15 protein-coding genes and 1 riboswitch are annotated in these 16902 nt (G+C 32.4%); of the genes, 7 read left to right on the forward strand and 8 right to left on the reverse strand.

Annotated elements, in window-relative coordinates:
- The first annotated feature begins 90 nt into the window (after positions 1-90).
- Both FA048_RS08885 and FA048_RS08890 read left to right on the forward strand, forming a co-directional pair.
- Complete coding sequence (locus FA048_RS08885; protein WP_136839990.1) at positions 91-1104, forward strand: sensor histidine kinase; 1014 nt, start codon at positions 91-93, stop codon at positions 1102-1104.
- 1 nt (position 1105) lies between these two features.
- On the forward strand, positions 1106-1819 hold the full coding sequence (locus FA048_RS08890; RefSeq protein ID WP_136839992.1) for a LytR/AlgR family response regulator transcription factor: 714 nt from the start codon (positions 1106-1108) through the stop codon (positions 1817-1819).
- A gap of 29 nt (positions 1820-1848) precedes the next feature.
- Here FA048_RS08890 and FA048_RS08895 read toward each other — a convergent pair whose 3' ends face one another.
- Together FA048_RS08895 and FA048_RS08900 are read right to left on the reverse strand one after the other, a co-directional pair.
- Positions 1849-2565 carry a LytR/AlgR family response regulator transcription factor gene (locus FA048_RS08895; protein WP_136839994.1) on the reverse strand — a complete coding sequence of 239 codons (717 nt, stop codon included), beginning with the start codon at positions 2563-2565 and terminating at the stop codon, positions 1849-1851.
- Positions 2566-2579: 14 nt separating this feature from the next.
- Positions 2580-3530: a sensor histidine kinase gene (locus FA048_RS08900; RefSeq protein WP_205943459.1), complete on the reverse strand. Its 951-nt coding sequence runs from the start codon at positions 3528-3530 to the stop codon at positions 2580-2582.
- Positions 3531-3874: 344 nt separating this feature from the next.
- Here FA048_RS08900 and FA048_RS08905 point away from each other — a divergent pair, with 344 nt between their 5' ends.
- On the forward strand, positions 3875-5059 hold the full coding sequence (locus FA048_RS08905) for a serine hydrolase domain-containing protein (protein ID WP_136839998.1): 1185 nt from the start codon (positions 3875-3877) through the stop codon (positions 5057-5059).
- A gap of 52 nt (positions 5060-5111) precedes the next feature.
- On the forward strand, positions 5112-7475 hold the full coding sequence (locus FA048_RS08910) for an outer membrane beta-barrel family protein (RefSeq protein WP_136840000.1): 2364 nt from the start codon (positions 5112-5114) through the stop codon (positions 7473-7475).
- Positions 7476-7535: 60 nt separating this feature from the next.
- On the opposite strand, the gene FA048_RS08915 is transcribed toward FA048_RS08910, so the two are convergent.
- The 4 genes from FA048_RS08915 to FA048_RS08930 all read right to left on the reverse strand — a co-directional run bounded on the left by FA048_RS08915 (position 7536) and on the right by FA048_RS08930 (position 10815).
- On the reverse strand, positions 7536-8261 hold the full coding sequence (locus tag FA048_RS08915; RefSeq protein WP_136840002.1) for a menaquinone biosynthetic enzyme MqnA/MqnD family protein: 726 nt from the start codon (positions 8259-8261) through the stop codon (positions 7536-7538).
- Between the two features lie 89 nt (positions 8262-8350).
- Positions 8351-8968, reverse strand: coding sequence for a histidine phosphatase family protein (locus tag FA048_RS08920; protein WP_205943460.1), 618 nt, complete (start codon positions 8966-8968; stop codon positions 8351-8353).
- A 31-nt stretch (positions 8969-8999) separates the two neighbouring features.
- On the reverse strand, positions 9000-10184 hold the full coding sequence (gene mqnE / locus FA048_RS08925) for an aminofutalosine synthase MqnE (RefSeq protein WP_136840006.1): 1185 nt from the start codon (positions 10182-10184) through the stop codon (positions 9000-9002).
- A gap of 136 nt (positions 10185-10320) precedes the next feature.
- On the reverse strand, positions 10321-10815 hold the full coding sequence (locus FA048_RS08930; RefSeq protein ID WP_136840008.1) for a lipocalin family protein: 495 nt from the start codon (positions 10813-10815) through the stop codon (positions 10321-10323).
- A gap of 105 nt (positions 10816-10920) precedes the next feature.
- Between FA048_RS08930 and FA048_RS08935 the strand changes: the two genes are divergently transcribed.
- On the forward strand, positions 10921-12036 hold the full coding sequence (locus FA048_RS08935) for a trans-sulfuration enzyme family protein (RefSeq protein WP_136840010.1): 1116 nt from the start codon (positions 10921-10923) through the stop codon (positions 12034-12036).
- A gap of 131 nt (positions 12037-12167) precedes the next feature.
- Here FA048_RS08935 and cysM read toward each other — a convergent pair whose 3' ends face one another.
- Both cysM and epsC read right to left on the reverse strand, forming a co-directional pair.
- Positions 12168-13040, reverse strand: a complete 873-nt coding sequence (gene cysM / locus FA048_RS08940) for a cysteine synthase CysM (protein WP_136840012.1) — start codon at positions 13038-13040, stop codon at positions 12168-12170.
- Positions 13037-13846, reverse strand: a complete 810-nt coding sequence (epsC, locus tag FA048_RS08945) for a serine O-acetyltransferase EpsC (protein WP_136840015.1) — start codon at positions 13844-13846, stop codon at positions 13037-13039. The genes cysM and epsC overlap by 4 nt, the downstream gene beginning before the upstream one ends.
- 222 nt (positions 13847-14068) lie before the next feature.
- Positions 14069-14181: riboswitch (SAM riboswitch) on the forward strand.
- A 261-nt stretch (positions 14182-14442) separates the two neighbouring features.
- Between epsC and FA048_RS08950 the strand changes: the two genes are divergently transcribed.
- Entirely contained in the window at positions 14443-15540 is a 1098-nt protein-coding gene (locus tag FA048_RS08950; RefSeq protein WP_136840017.1) for a homoserine O-acetyltransferase family protein, read from the forward strand.
- 64 nt (positions 15541-15604) lie between these two features.
- On the forward strand, positions 15605-16846 hold the full coding sequence (locus tag FA048_RS08955) for a homoserine dehydrogenase (protein WP_136840019.1): 1242 nt from the start codon (positions 15605-15607) through the stop codon (positions 16844-16846).
- The last annotated feature ends 56 nt before the right edge of the window (positions 16847-16902 follow it).

Below are 16902 nucleotides of genomic sequence, written 5' to 3' on the forward strand. Positions count from 1 at the left end.
TTACAAGCATTTTTAAGCAATTGATTGAAAATAATAGGCAAATGGTTTAAAGAAACTAAGCAGAAAAGGATAAGCTTTGTATATTTAAAAATGAATTTTTTGAACTTAAAGAAGATCACCATAAAACAGCTGCAGTGGCTAGCATGGATTGCTATTTTTTTAGTTTCATTTTTTTCTATGGTTACTGTAGATGCCTTCACTTGGTCTCTTACCTATAGTTTAATTAACACGGGCTTTTATGCCATTATAATTTATGGCAACATTAACTGGCTATTTCCACGCTACTATGAGCGCAATAAAAAGTTTATCTATGTTATTTTGGTAATTGTGTTTTTAACGCTCTGTGGTTTTGGGAGAGGTTATTTAATTACGTTTGTGTATAATACTTTCTTTAGTATTAAGCCAATTACTATAGAATGGTATAGGTTAATTTATTTGAGCATTAGCGGTATCGTTATTTTTATATTGAGCTTTATGTTGAGGATAGTTTTGGCGTATTTTGTTTTGAAGCAACAAACCGAAGATATTTTGCTGCAAAAAACTACAGCAGAACTTAATTTATTAAAATCACAAGTACAACCTCATTTTTTATTTAACACCTTAAATAACATTTATTACGAAGCTTATTTAGAAGCACCTAAAACTGCCGAGTTAATTGAACGTTTAGCTGCGATGATGCGTTATTTTGTAGATGAAAGTCCAAAAACAGAGGTAACCATATCTACAGAACTTAATTTTTTAGAAAACTACATTGCATTAGAAAAAATCCGCATTAGGCATCAGATTTCTATTAACTTTATTAAAGATTATTCTACTGATCATTTATTACCTCCAATGTTGATGATGACTTTTGTTGAGAATATTTTTAAACATGGGATTGATAAATTGAGCGATAAAAATCAAATAGAGATTACGCTTACAGCGTTAGATGGAAATCTCTTATTTAAAACAGTAAATAGCAGTAACAAAAACACGGTAGATAAAGGTGGTTTTGGTATTGAGAATTTAAAGAAACGCTTAACCATTTTATACGGAAATCGGTTTGAATTACATACTGAACTTATAGCTAATTGCTATACCGCTTACTTTAAAATCCCAATCTGATATGAGTTTAAGTTGCATGATTATAGATGACGAACCCAATGCAGTTGGCTTGTTAACCGTACTTATTAAGGAAACTACTACCTGGAATTTAGTTGCCTCATGTTACAATGCGCTTGAAGCACTTTCATTTCTAAAAAATAACACAGTAGATTTTGTCTTTCTAGACATAAACATGCCCTTATTAAGTGGAATGGAATTGGCTGAACTCCTACCCCAAAATATTAAAATAGTTTTTACTACAGCCTATACTGAGCATGCTGCCGAGAGCTATAATTACCAAACAATAGATTATTTATTAAAGCCCATAACACTTAAGCGTTTTTTAGCGGCAATAAAAAAAATTGAATTCTATTTTCAAAATCCTAATCAAAACATACAAAATGATAATGGTAATAACAGTGACGAATATTTTTTTGTTAAATCTGGTAAAACCTTAAGCAAAATATCGTTGGCCAATATCTTATATTTTGAGGGTGAAAAAGAATATGTAAGATTAGTTACCCCATCAGAACAGCTGTTAATTTATAAGAGGTTAAAAGACATTGAATGCCAATTAAAATTACCTTTTGTGAGAGTGCACAATTCTTATATTGTAAACATTAACCAATTGCATAAAATACAAGATAACCACCTATTTATCGCTGATAAACAAATCCCCATCAGTGATAAGTTTAGAGATTATTTTATGACCCTGATTAAAGAACGAATCTTCTAAATTGATTATCAAATACTTAAAAAGAGAAGCTAATAATCCTTTAAATTTTTAAGAATTTTAAATACATACTCTTTATAATTAGTACCTATCGGAATTTCTTGGCTACCTATTTCAATATCATTGATTGTAAATGCTGTTATTTTTTGCTGATTAACTATATATGATCTATGGATACGTAAAAAGTTAAATGTTTTTAGCTCTATTTCTATGTCACTTATTTTATACTTAGCGTTTATCTTTTGATTCTTACAATGGATCAACACATAGTCTTTTAAGCTTTCTACATATAAAATATCATCAATATAAAGCTTATGGAACTTGCCACCAGTTTTAATATAAATAAACTGATTAGTAGTACTTTGTATGGCAGTTAATTTTGGATCTTGTGTTTGTACAGTTCGGAGATAGCGATCTATTGCTTTAAAAAAGCGATCAAAAGTGATGGGTTTCAAAAGATAATCCACTATATCTAAGTCATAACCATCTAAGGCAAACTCTCTGTAGGCAGTAGTAATAATTACTGCAGGTGGATTTTTAAGCGACTTTAAAAAGTCAATTCCAGTAAGTAGAGGCATTTTAATATCAAGAAATATAAGGTCGATAGTTTTAGACCTAAGCACTTCTAACGCTTTTATTGCATTACTACAAGTGTCTACCACTTCAAACATTTCTAATTGTGCCAAATGGTTTTCTACTAGCTTAATGGCTAAAGGTTCATCATCTACTAAAAGACATCTTACTTTCATTTATAGGCTAAACTTTAAGGATTAATAGATTCGATTAATTTTATTGTAAGTGTAGTTATAAAGGTACTTTCCTCAATTACGATATTGAATTGGTGATTTCCTGGATAAATCATTTCTAATTGCCTGCGAATATTATCTAGCCCTATTTTATTATTTCCAATTTGCTCCTTTTTTGATAAGAAAGTATTAGAAACCCTAAAATGAAAATCATTTTTAATCAATTTGAGATCAATGTTGATAATTGGTTTGCCGATGTCTTCGCTTGCGCCATGTTTAAAAGCATTCTCTACAATAGATAGTAAAATTAGTGGTGCAATAGGCTTATCATCATCTATGTAATGCGTAAAATTAACCATTAATCGATCATCGTATCTCAATTTCTCTAGACCTATGTAATTTTTCAATAAGGCAATTTCTGTAGATATGGGGACATAAATATCATTACATCGATAAAGAATATGGTCTAAAATCTCTGATAAGCCAGCAATAGATTTAGAGGTAATAGGTGAATTAACCAATGAAAGTGAATAGATATTATTGAGTGTGTTAAATAAGAAATGAGGATTAAGCTGTGCTTTTAAAATTTTCAGTTCCGACTCTGTTTTTTCTTTCTCCAACAACAATGTCCTCTGCTTTACCAAATACTGATCTTTAAGCAACTTTATAAAGCCAAAAATCCAAGCAAGCGAAAAATTCTGTAAAAAATAAACTGTAAAAAGTACATGAATGTCTGTTAATATTTCAAAAATTGATTCTTGATTAAAAGGTGGTGTACGTACAATAGGCTCTAATACATGCACTACCGCTATTCTTAAAAAAGCACTAATAATATAACCACCAGCAATAAAATAAAGAATAACCAGCAAGTAATTTTTACCACGTAAGAGTTTAGGGATGATAAAATAGGCAACAAAATAAGAAGCAAGCATGTAAAAAAAAACATAGAATATGTTTTCAATCAGCATATTTCGGAAACTCACTCCTTCTTGATACTGAGGAACAATAAATACAACCAGCCAAAATAAAAGGTGGCTAGATACCCTATAAACAGAGCTGAAACGTATTATTCTATCGAAAATTGACATCTGTTCTCAAATATACCATTCGTTTGAATTCAAATGGTCGTTATAGACGAATATCAAAAAAAAACAGCCGAATAGGTTAAAAACACCTATCAAACTATTTTAGGCATTAACATAACTCATATAAGTGCATTTCTGATGTATAAAACATGTATTTATTTTTTGAATGTAACAGCAATTCATCTTTGAGGTAACAAACAGAAAATTAAATAAACCAAATAAAATACATGAAAAATATTTTCACATTTACGCTCGCTTTAGTTGTCATTTTCCAGTCCCAAAGAGCAATCAGTCAAACTAAAAGCACAACAAGCAATATTGATGAGCTAATTGAAACAAGACTAAAAGAGACAGGTATAGTTGGACTTGGTGCAGCCATTATAGTAGATAAAAAATTAGTATGGACTAAGGGATATGGCTATGCAGATAGAGACTTAAAAACTCCATTTACTCCAAACACCATCATGAATGTTGCTTCAACTGCTAAAGCTTTTACTGGCGTTTCTTTGATGCGTCTTGTTGAAGAAAACAAGATATCACTTGATGAAGATATCAATACCTATTTGCCCTTTAAAGTTATCAATCCAAATTTCCCAAATGAAAAAATCACTTTAAGGCATTTGGCAACTCATACCTCTGGTCTTATAGATCGCTATCCTTTTTACGACAGCACATATGTTGTTCCAGGTAAACCAAGAGAATCTTTGGGAGAATTTCTGAAAAATTATTTTGTACCAGGTGGCAAATACTATTCAAAAGATAATTTCTTAAAATCAAAACCTGGTACCTATCGTAGTTATGGCAATTTTGGTGCAGGTTTAGCAGGTTATATTGTTGAGTTGAGAACAGGAAAAAAGTTAAATGAATATACCAAAAAGTACATTTTTAATCCTCTAAAAATGGATAATTCAGGTTGGTTTTTATCAGAGGTCAATGTAAAGAATCACACGAAACTTTACAACAAAGAAGGAAAAGATATTAAGCAAATTGATTTGTATGAAGGTATCACTTATCCTGATGGTGGCTTACGTACCACTGTAAATGAATTATCAAGATTCTTTATTGCCTTATTGAATGAAGGAGTATATGGCAAAACAAGCATCCTGAAAAAAGAATCAGTTAAAAATATGCTTCAATTTCAGCATACACCTATAAATAAGCCAGAAAACGTGAATTTAGACAAGCTCAATTCTGGAATTTTTTGGGCAACAAAAATAGGTGCTACTACAATTGGCCATAATGGATCAGATCCAGGCGTAAGAGTTTTTATGCTCTCTGACCTAAATAAAGAAGTAGCTGTTATATTTTTCGCTAACACTTCACTTACTGATTCTGAAGAAGGAGTATACTTTGATATCTATGAAGATCTCTACAAATATGGCTTAACATTAAAAAAAGCCCAAACTAACTAAAATAGAAATAGTAAGTAAGATTTAACAGAAAATACAATCTAAAAACATAAACGTGAAGAAAAAACTAATCTTTATTTTGCTCTTAATTTGCACTTTACAAAGTTTTGCGCAAAACACAAAAAGCATCACTATCAAAGGAAAAATTATTGAGGCCCAAACTAAACAACCCATAGAAAATGCAGGGATAACTGTATTGTCAAGCATCGACCAAAAGTACATCAAGGGTATTGCAACAAATAAAAATGGAGAATTTACATTGACAATCCCGCCAGGAAAATACCATATCAGAATAGAATTTATATCTTTCAAGTCCATCTTGTTAGAAAATAGACAGATTGATTCAGATTTAGACTTAGAAATCATCTCTTTAAAAGAAGACACTAAACTTTTAAAAAGTGTTGAGGTAATTGGAGAGAAATCTACCTCTGAACTTAATTTAGATAAAAAGGTATTTAATGTAGGTAAGGATCTCATGTCAAAAGGCGGAAGTGCAAATGACATATTAAATAATGTGCCTTCAGTAAATGTTGATGCAAATGGGGCTATTAGTTTAAGGGGAAATACTGGAGTAAGGATATTAATCAATGGCAAACCTTCAATGATGTCCATGAATAATGGTTTGCAGCAAATTCCGGCAAGTAATATCGAGAAGATAGAAGTCATCACCAATCCATCAGCTAGATATGAGGCCCAAGGCGGTGCTGGAATTATTAATATCGTTTTAAAGAAGAACAATTTAACAGGACTTAATGGTTCTATACAAGCGGGTATGGGTGATCCTACCAATTATACTAGTAATATCAATCTAAGTTATAAAACAGAAAAGATTAACTTATTTACCAATTTTGGTTTACGTTTAAGAGATTTCATAATCAATGACGAAAGGAAACAGACTACCTTAAACAATTCGATAAAAAATGTATTGTTCCAGAATAATGTTACCAATAGAACTGATGAATCTTACGATTTTTACATTGGAGGGGATTATTACATTGATGCAAAAAACACTTTAACAGGTAGTTTTTATCATAGCACCTTAATTATCAATAACAAGATTGATTACAACTATAATTATTTTAATGCAAATAATACAAGAGATAGCACTATCTACCGTTTTGAACATTATAAAGAACCAAAAAAGTATAATCAACTTGAATTATACCATGTTAAAACCTTTAACAATAAAAATAAAAAATGGGCAACCAGCTTACAATATGATTTTTGGAATGATGATGAAAATCAAAACATCAACCAACAAAAGATCTTCCCTATTGCAAATCCCATCAATAATTTAATTTCAAAGAACATTGAGAGTAGTAATGATATTTTTATACAAAGCGATTTTATAACAACTTTTGGTGAAAGTGGTAGGTTTGAGACAGGAATTAGAAGTGATCTTAGAGCTATTAGAAGTGACTATTTGGCAAAATCAAATGATGTATTGTTAACGCAATACAACAACAAACTCAACTATGATGAGAACTTATTTAGTGGATATTTTCAGATTGGAAATAAAATTAACAAGTTCAATTATCTTTTAGGCTTAAGATCTGAGCTGTCTATAATTGGAATATCTGATCGTGCTGGAACATTTAGAGATCATAAAGAGTATATCAACTTATTTCCAACGGCACATTTTATTTATAACCTACAGAAAACAACAGATTTACAGCTAAGTTATAGTAGGAGAATTGACAGACCACAGTTTTGGCAATTGAATCCTTTTGGAGGGCTTTCTGATACGCGTAACCTAACAATCGGTAATCCAGACTTGGACCCTACCTATACCAACTCTTTTGAGTTTGCCTTATTAAAAAAATGGACAAAGTTTACAATTACTCCATCAATTTATTATTCAAGTACTAAAAATTATTTTCAATATGTACTTAAACAATTGGCAGATGGGAGCTTTTTAAGGACGCCCGTGAATTTAGATTTTGAAGAAAGGTATGGCCTTGAAGTATCAAGTAGTTATAATCCTTTTTCTTGGTGGCGTTTATCATTGAATTTTAATTATTATGGCTTTAAACAGGAAGGAGAGTTTGAAGGAAAACGCTATAATTCTGATGATAAAACGTGGACCACTCAAATAAATACCAGAATCAAACTTCCAAAAAGCCTAGCAATTGAATCTCTCTTTAGCTATAGAGGGAGGTTTAAAGATATACAATCTATTAACAAGGCGGTTTATAGAGCAAATATTGCCATAAGTAAAGATTTGTTTAAAGAAAAAATGACATTTAACATAGCTGTTAACAACATATTCAATTCAAACATTGATAGGCAAGAACTTAATACACCAACCTACCAACTGGAATCTACTTTTAGATCAATTCGTAGAGCGGTAAACTTAGGAATTGTATATAGGTTTAATAGAAAGAAAGGCGAAAAAGATCGTTTGCCAGGTGAAAATTAAATTTGAATATATAAAGGTTTAGAATTTAAATCTAAACCTTTATTCAACTTTTTAATATTACTAAAGTTGTTCTATATAGTTTAAAAACAATGCTAACGCCTTTCTTTTGTCTGCTGTCAATTCAAAATCAAGCTTATTAAAAAGGTAATCTTCTAAATCAAAGTTTGATATTTTTGGTAATTCTCTTAAAACTTCTTTTCTATTAGCTAAGCCAAATTTTAAAGCCTGATCAAAATCTTCAATAAATGATTTTGAAATAGTTTTATTTGCAACCCAAGCTGCATATACAAAGGGCAAACCAGTAAACTTCATCCACTCCTCTCCCATATCATAGGCATATGCAAAATCAGCTTTTCGACCAAATGTTCGATCACCAATTAAAACCATAGCATCAGTATTTATAGCTGAATCAGTAATAAATTCTACATCAGTTTTAAAGTGAAATTTCAATAATACTTTAGCTAAATTATTTGAGGTACGCGATTGCGAATCTAGTTTTAAAGTCTTGATTTCTGCTACAGGAACTTTAGAAAAAATGAAAACAGAATTTACAGCTCCAACTGAACCGATACAGTAAGAACCTATAATATTTGCATTAGGTACAAAAGGAATTGCTGCTATCGGAATTAAACCTATATCAACTTGATTATTAATTAATTTAGTAGCACAATCTGAAGGGATATCTAAGCTTAAATCTATTTGATTATAAACTTCACTTCTTTCAATCCCGTAAATAAATGGTTTGGTATTGGTATAGGAAACTGCTGATATTTTTATCTTACTCACTTGTTATTTCTACTTTATATTTCGTAACCCTGAACTAATTTCAAAGGCTATTCATTAAGATGCTAAAATAATTCAGCATGACGAACTCATTATTTTAAATCTTTTAAATGCACTGTATTGTTAAAATCTATTACTGCGAATTTACCATTTTCGTAACTCATTCTGTACAGCGTTGTATTCTGATGAGGAAAATCACCCATTTCGCAAAGCTCTTTTTCTAATAGCAAACAAAGCAACAAACGCATTGCTCTACCATGCATACAAACCAGCACTAAATTTTCATCAGTATGATCTGTTATCACTTTAAGTGCCTCTAATAACCTTACCTTAACCTGATTAGGGCTTTCACCACCTTCAAAACCAGCTTCATAATTGCCACCTTGCCATTTTTCCATTATTTCTTTAAAGGCCATTCTAGCTTCTTCGGTATTTGGTTTTCCTTCCCAAACTCCCCAAGCCAATTCGTCTAAGCCAGTTAATTGCTCCCAGGGAAGCCCTAAGTCTATAAAATGTTGTACAGTTTGGTGTGTTCTCTTTAATACAGATGTATATATTTTATCGAATTTTAAGTTTTTATAGTGATGGTAAAAAGCTTTGGCTTGTGCTCTTCCAGTATCGTTTAAATCGCTGTCTATACCTCTTCCTTGTACAATTCCTAAACGGTTTAACTCTGTCTCGCCATGGCGGATGATATATATTTCTTTCATAATTAAGCGAATTCACTAACTAGCTTATTAGCTAATTTATTACCGGCAATTTATAATAAGAAGGTTTTGCTTCATTTTCAAAAATAACATCTGTATAATCAGTAACTACATTATACAGCGTATCTCTTTCAATTGGTTTACGACCAACTTGTTTAATCAAATTTACCAATTCTTGAGTACTCATAGCGGGATTTTGCTCCTCTGCGCCTGCCATAGAATAGATTTTAGTGGTATCATCTAAAGTACCGTCAATATCATCAACCCCAAAATTTAAAGACATTTGTGCAGTTTCTCTACTGATCATTGCCCAATATGCTTTAATATGGTCGAAGTTATCTAAATAGATTCTTCCAATTGCATAATTTCTTAAATCTTCAATTACAGAAACCTCTGCAACATTACTCATTTGGTTATGTTGGTTTCTGAATTTTAAAGGAATAAATGTTTGAAAACCTCCTGTTTTATCTTGTAACTGGCGAAGTTGTTCCATGTGATCTACACGATGCTCAAATTTTTCAATATGACCATATAACATTGTAGCATTAGAACGCATCCCTAATTTATGCCATTCTTCATGAATAGCCAACCATTGATCGCCTGTACACTTATCTTTTGCAATTTGTTCCCTAATTTCAGGATGAAAAATTTCTGCACCTCCTCCAGGTATTGATTCTAAGCCAGCATCTTTCATTAATTTCATTCCAGTAGCATAATCAATCTTAGCCTTTTTAAAAATATAATGATACTCTACTGGAGTTAAGGCTTTAACATGTAAATCTGGACGGTGTTTTTTAATAGCAGTAAATAAAGCAGAATAAAAAGCTACATCATACTGTGGCAAAACTCCACCAACAATATGAACTTCAGTAACTGGTTCCTCATCATACTTTTTAACCACATCAAGCATTTCTTCCATTGTTAATGCCCAACCCTCTTCCTTCTGCTTAATTAAGCGAGAATAAGAGCAGAATTTACAATCGTAGACACAAAGATTTGTTGGTTCTAAATGAAAATTGCGGTTAAAATAAGTTTTGTCGCCATGCTTATCTTCTCTAATAAAATTAGCCAAAACACCTAAATAACCTAATTCAGCATGTTCGTATAAATATACTCCTTCATCAAAACTAATACGTTGATGGGTTGCAACTTTCTGAGCTATAGCTTTTAAGGGAGTTGAAATATTTTGATTGTTAAGAAGAATATCTAAGGCCTGCACAGTGATTCTTTAATAATTTAAGCAAAAGTACAATAATGCCCTAATTGTAAATCATTTTCTTGTAAAAATGGCTTATTTAGAAACAATAAAAGCCCTGAAATTTTCAGGGCTTTTAAAACAATGTTGTTGATTATAATTATTTAACTGCTTTTGTAAAATTCATTACAACATAAGCTGTTCTTCCACCATATTCAATAGGCGATTTAATTACCATGTTAGCACCATCAGCGCTAGCTAATGCTAATCGATGACCGTCTGTTACATCTTTTGCTTTATCACCTTCAAATAATTTTTTAAATTGGAAAGTTCCATCGGCTGGACTAACTGACCAAAAAATAGTTTGGGTTTTAGCGGCACAACTAGCACTACTTGGCAAGCTATAGCTACCATTACCACTATTTGTTAAAGTCCATGCACTACCAACAAAGCATTTATAAGAACTTTCACCCAAGAAAGATTTTACGGCAACTTCAGGTATACCATCAAAAGTGATGTCATTAACAACCCAATTACCAGATACATCACCTCTTTTTGCTGCTACAGCACCAGATGTTGTTGTTTTCGGAGAACAGCTTTGTAACACTATTAATGAACTACAAATTAAAGCTGCTATTAAAAATATTCTTTTCATATACTTGTTTTTTGATAAGCTAATTACATAAATCTTGCCAAAACAGATTATTTGCTTAAGATTTTAATTTAGCTTTGTTTAATCCGTAACAATCAGCATAAAAAAATGAAAACAGAAACTATAGCGATACATGCTTTAAATTTAGTTAAAAGTGCTACAGGCGATGTAACCATGCCTATTAGTCTATCCACTACATTTTTACGTGATGAAACAGGTGGTTATCCTGGCGGGCATATGTATAGTAGAGTGAGCAACCCAAATCGTGCTGCTTTAGAACAAGTAATTACCGAGTTAGAGTTTGGTGAAGAGACTTGCACTTTTTCTTCTGGAAATACTGCTGGTATGTCCATTTTTCAGGCCTTAAAATATGGAAGCCATATTATAGCACCTGATGATATGTATTGGGGATTAAAAAAGCAGTTACTTAGTTTTTTTGCCGATAAACTTACCTTTGATTTTATTGATTTAACTGATGTTGATAAAGTAGAAAGTTTCATCAAACCCAATACGGAAATGGTTTGGGCAGAAACACCATCCAACCCATTACTTAAAATTACAGATATTGAGGCATTGGCAAAAATTTGCAAAGCAAATAATTTAATATTTGCTGTTGATAGCACATTTGCTTCTCCTATGTTACAAAATCCAATTCTTTTGGGAGCTGATATTGTAATGCACTCTACCACCAAATATATTGGCGGCCATAGTGATGTTTTAGGTGGCTCATTAACTACGGCAAGTAAAAATAAATTTTGGGAAAGAGTTAGAGATATACAACAAACAGGAGGAGCAGTTCCCTCGCCATTTGATTGCTTTTTACTACTTCGTAGTATTAAAACTTTAGCTTATAGAATGAAGGGGCATTGTGAAAATGCAATTCAATTGGCTAAATATTTAGAAAACCATCCAAAAATAGAGGCAGTTTATTACCCAGGATTAGCTTCTCATGCTCAACATCAAATTGCAAAAAACCAAATGAAAAATTTTGGCGGAATGTTATCAATACTTGTAAAGGGAGATGCGGTAGATGCCCGTAAAGTGGTGAATAGTGTGAAGATATTTGCACAGGCAACAAGTTTAGGTGGGGTTGAAAGTTTAATAGAGCACCGCGCCTCTGTAGAAGGACCAGATACTAAAACGCCACAAAATTTAATTCGGATATCTGTAGGCTTAGAACATATTGATGATTTGATTGCTGATTTAGAGCAAGCTTTGGGGTAGTTTGGTCATCATCAACTCGAGTGGTAGTAGCAACTTCTTTTGTCACTTCGATTTATGGAGAAATCTTTGAGACTACACTTTCTCAAAGATTCTTCATTACATTATGAATAGTCGAAATGATGAATTGGTACTTACCCAAACAAATTGCTACTTAAATATCTATCTCCTCTATCGCAAGCAATAAAAACGATCAAACCGCTTTCTAGTTCTTCAGCTAGTTGTAAAGCACAATGCAAAGCACCACCACTACTCATTCCAGCAAAAACACCTTCTTTTCTTGCTAAATTTCTTGAAGCTATAATTGCATCTTGCTGAGAAACATCCATAATTCTGTCTACACGTTCAGGCTCATAGATCCTTGGCAAATACTCAATAGGCCATCTTCTAATACCAGGAATAGATGATTCTTCTGTTGGCTGACAACCCACAATTTGAATAGCTGAATTTTTCTCCTTTAAATACCTGGAGTTCCCCATAATACTACCTGTAGTACCCATACTACTCACAAAATGCGTAATCCCACCCTTAGTATCATTCCAAATTTCGGGTCCAGTAGTTTTATAATGTGCTAAATAATTATCTGGATTAGCAAATTGGTTCAATAAGAAATAACCGGGTTGTATCCCTTTCTCTTCTGCATAATCTCTACAAACCTCAATAGATTCAAGTAAAGTTACTTTAGCTCCGAAAGCTTCCATAGTTAAAGTGCGCTCTCTTGTAGAGCTTGCAGGCATTACCAATTCTATCTCAATTCCGTAAATAGAAGCAATCATCGCCAATGCAATTCCCGTATTTCCACTGGTTGCCTCTATAAGTTTGGTGTTTTTATCAATTTCCCCTCTCTCCATCGCACTGCGTATCATATTCAAAGCTGCTCTATCTTTTACACTGCCACCAGGATTATTGCCTTCTAGCTTGGCGTAAATTTTAACATTAGGGTTTGAATTAAGATATCTGATTTCTGCCAATGGTGTATTTCCAATGCAATCTATAATCGTCATCATGCTTTTTTAGTCTCCTTAATTTTAATTTCTGACTGGTGATAAACCGTTGAATTTTCTGGAACACTAACCGTTAACCACACGTTTCCACCAATAATACTATGATCGCCAATAATAGTAGAACCACCTAAAATAGTTGCTCCAGAATAAATAATAACATGGTTACCTATTGTTGGATGCCTTTTGATATTTGACTTAGACTTATCGACACTTAAAGCACCTAAAGTTACACCCTGATAAAGTTTTACATGATCTCCAATTACGGTAGTTTCACCAATTACCAAACCTGTTCCATGATCGATGTACAAATATTCGCCTATGCTAGCCGCTGGATGGATGTCAATACCTGTAATGGTATGTGCATATTCTGTAATAATACGGGGAATGTGAGGCACTTCTAGCAAGTGTAATTCATGCGCAAAGCGATACATGGAAATGGCAAAAAAACCAGGATAGCACCTAATAATTTCGAACTCACTTTGTGCTGCAGGATCCCCATCTACGAGAGATGTCAAATCCGTATTCAGCTTTCTATATATTTCAGGCAGCCTATTAAAAAAAGTATCTGAAATTTCTTTATAATGCGTTTTATTACATGCTTTAGTCGATTTCAAAATTAACTGAAGTTCTTCTTTAAGTTCAAAAAATACGCCTTTAAGTATCTCGTGATTGTAATTTGTTGAAGCTCCACGTTCTGGAAAAATCAGATCAAGTAAAGCCTGTGCCCAATTAGCAATCGTCTGATTTGAAGGTACTACTTGTTGCTGGTTTTGGCGATAGATAATACTATCTAAAAATTTTGAATCCAAGGGTATAAAAAATTGTTTATACTACAAAGTTAGTATTTATTTTGCCCCATCTACCCGTTGCTATTGGCTAAATCAAATAAATTCATTTCTAGAACAATTTAAATAGCTAATAATCAAATCATTAATATATATTCAGAATTTTATTTTGCATTAATTATAATTTCACACTATATTTGAAACATTATTTGGAAGAACCAAGTAAAAATCAATTCCTTAGGTATTGATTTATAAAGAAGTGGCGAGAGACAGGCTCTTAGACCCACTGGCAACCCTCCCTAATGGAGAAGGTGCCAATTCCTGACCACTCAACATGGTGTTGATTGGAAATATAAATTAAGAAGATGAAAATATTAAATTCAATTTCGCTCATTAGCGACAATCTTAACTCAAAACTCAGCAGGTCGGTTTCACGCTTAAAAATGAATCTATTTTGTTGTAATACGCAGTCGATGAACTGTATGTGCTATCGCATATACTAATTCAAAAATCTTCCTTTTTGTACTTCAATCCGGAAGGTCCTGAAAAATCGGGATACGCTTGCAACTATCAGACTCCAAACCCCTTAAGGGGATTTAAGCAATTTAGCATAAAAGAACATGTCAACTAATATAAATAGAGAAAATTCAAAGTCACTTTCTGGAGAGTTAGGGATTTATAAACACCCAAAAATTTTTAAACTAGAGAATGGTAAGAAATTACGCAATCTTGAAATTGCTTACCAAACATTTGGTAAACTAAATGAAAAAAAAGACAATGTAATTTGGGCTTGCCATGCACTTACTGCAAATGCTGATGTACTTGATTGGTGGAAGGGCTTATTTGGTAATAATGACTTATTTAACCCAGAAGAACATTTTATCATTTGTGCAAATATTATAGGTTCAAATTACGGAACAACAAATCCATTGAGTGAAAATCCAGTTACTGGACAGCCTTATTATTTATCTTTCCCTGAATTCACAATCAGAGATTTAGCTACTGCTCACCAATTATTAGCTACACATTTAGCAATCAGTAATATTAAAGTTTTGATTGGCGGTTCTTTAGGTGGACAACAGGCTTTAGAATGGTCTTTGGCAAAAACGCAAACTATTGAAAATCTTATCCTAGTTGCCACAAACGCTGTTCATTCTCCTTGGGGAATTGCGTTTAATGAAAGCCAGCGTTTAGCAATTAGTGCAGACAGAACTTTCTATGCTAATAACCCTCAAGGTGGCTTAAAAGGTTTAAAAGTTGCACGGAGCATTGCTTTACTTTCTTACCGTACTTATCAGGCTTATGCTGATACACAAATAGAGAGTGTAAATGATAAAACAACGGGTTATAGAGCCTCATCTTATCAAAACTATCAGGGAGAAAAATTATGCAAACGCTTTAATGCTTATAGTTATTGGTATTTAAGCAAAGCGATGGATAGTCATAACGTTGGTCGTGGTAGAAAAAGCATCGTTGCAGCATTGGCTGAAGTTAAAGCCAATACATTAGTAATTGGCATTGAAAATGACATTTTGTTCCCTATTAGCGAGCAAAAGTTTTTAGCAGAAAACATTACTAATGCACAATTTAGTAGTATTAACTGTGCTTATGGCCATGATGGATTTCTAATTGAAACCGATAAATTAACAAACATTATTGGCAATTTCTTAAAAGATAGTGCGAATAAAAAAATCATAAAATTAAACAGAACAGCTTAAAGGCAATAAAACAATAAACAGATAAATCGGTGAAATCATTTTATCTGGTAATCAAAATTAAAAAATGAGCAAGAAACTTAAAATAGGATTATTTGGATTTGGAGTAGTAGGTCAAGGCTTACATGACATTATTCGTGGGCAAAACTTAAATTTAGAGGTAGTTAAAATTGCGATTAAAAACCCTGAAAAAAAACGCAGTTTAGATGCCCATCTTTTTACAACTTCACATGATGAGATTTTAAATGATCCAGAAATAAACACTATAGTTGAATTAATTGACGATGCAGATGCGGCTTTTATAATTGTTAAAAAAGCTTTAACCAGTGGTAAAAATGTGGTATCAGCTAACAAAAAAATGATTGCTATCCATTTAGAAGAACTAGTAAAATTACAGTTGGAAAATGGTACGTCATTATTGTATGAAGGTGCTGTTTGTGGTAGTATCCCGATTATTAGAAATTTAGAAGAATATTATGATAATGAACTTTTACATGGCATTAGTGGAATTTTTAATGGTTCATCAAACTATATTCTATCAAAAATATTCAATGAAGGCTTAGCCTATTCAACAGCATTAAAACAAGCTCAAGATTTAGGTTTTGCAGAAACTGATCCTATTTTAGACGTTGGAGGCTATGACCCTAAATTTAAACTAACTATTGCTACAGCACATGCTTATGGATTGTTTATTAATCCTGATCAAATATTAAACGTTGGTATTCAAAATATTTCAGATGCTGACATTCAATATGCTAAAGAGAAAAACTTCAAAATCAAACTTGTACCAACTGCTCGAAAAATCAGCACAAAACAAGTAGTTACTTTTGTATTGCCAAAATTTGTTAAACCTGATGATTTTCTTTACAACGTTGAAAATGAATACAATGGAGTAACTGTTCAAGCGGCATTTGCAGATAAACAATTCTTCTTCGGAAAAGGCGCAGGCGGCCACCCTACCGGTGCTGCAGTGCTTTCGGATATTGCTGCGCTTCGCTATGATTATCGTTATGAATATAAAAAATACAATCAAAATAATGGCTTAATTCATACCGATAAAGTAAGCATTGAAGTTTATTTGCGCTATGTACATGAGTATACAGTAGAAAAGCTGCAAGTAGAAAATATTTCTGAACGTTTTTCTCGTAACGATTATAAATATGTGATTGGTAGCATCAGTTTAAAAAGCTTAATTGCCAACCGAGATTTACTTTTAAATAAAGACGTATTTATTGCGCAGACTGGAAAGTTAACTTATAGTCAACAAGATATTGCAGCAATTGCCGAAGAGGCTGTATTGCTAAATTAATTATTTTTTGTTTTGTTTTGATTGCAAAGAGCCTTGATGAAAATCGAGGCTTTTGC

Origin of the sequence: Pedobacter polaris, assembly GCF_005116505.1 — a bacterium.
Lineage (GTDB): Bacteria > Bacteroidota > Bacteroidia > Sphingobacteriales > Sphingobacteriaceae > Pedobacter > Pedobacter polaris.

Coding starts and splice junctions, on each gene's coding strand:
- FA048_RS08885 (WP_136839990.1), top strand. CDS start 91: ATGAATTTTTTGAACTTAAAGAAGATCACCATAAAACAGCTGCAGTGG.
- FA048_RS08895 (WP_136839994.1), bottom strand. CDS start 2,565: ATGAAAGTAAGATGTCTTTTAGTAGATGATGAACCTTTAGCCATTAAG.
- FA048_RS08930 (WP_136840008.1), bottom strand. CDS start 10,815: ATGAAAAGAATATTTTTAATAGCAGCTTTAATTTGTAGTTCATTAATA.
- FA048_RS08920 (WP_205943460.1), bottom strand. CDS start 8,968: ATGAAAGAAATATATATCATCCGCCATGGCGAGACAGAGTTAAACCGT.
- FA048_RS08905 (WP_136839998.1), top strand. CDS start 3,875: ATGAAAAATATTTTCACATTTACGCTCGCTTTAGTTGTCATTTTCCAG.
- FA048_RS08955 (WP_136840019.1), top strand. CDS start 15,605: ATGAGCAAGAAACTTAAAATAGGATTATTTGGATTTGGAGTAGTAGGT.
- FA048_RS08900 (WP_205943459.1), bottom strand. CDS start 3,530: ATGCTGATTGAAAACATATTCTATGTTTTTTTTTACATGCTTGCTTCT.
- FA048_RS08950 (WP_136840017.1), top strand. CDS start 14,443: ATGTCAACTAATATAAATAGAGAAAATTCAAAGTCACTTTCTGGAGAG.
- cysM (WP_136840012.1), bottom strand. CDS start 13,040: ATGATGACGATTATAGATTGCATTGGAAATACACCATTGGCAGAAATC.
- FA048_RS08935 (WP_136840010.1), top strand. CDS start 10,921: ATGAAAACAGAAACTATAGCGATACATGCTTTAAATTTAGTTAAAAGT.
- FA048_RS08890 (WP_136839992.1), top strand. CDS start 1,106: ATGAGTTTAAGTTGCATGATTATAGATGACGAACCCAATGCAGTTGGC.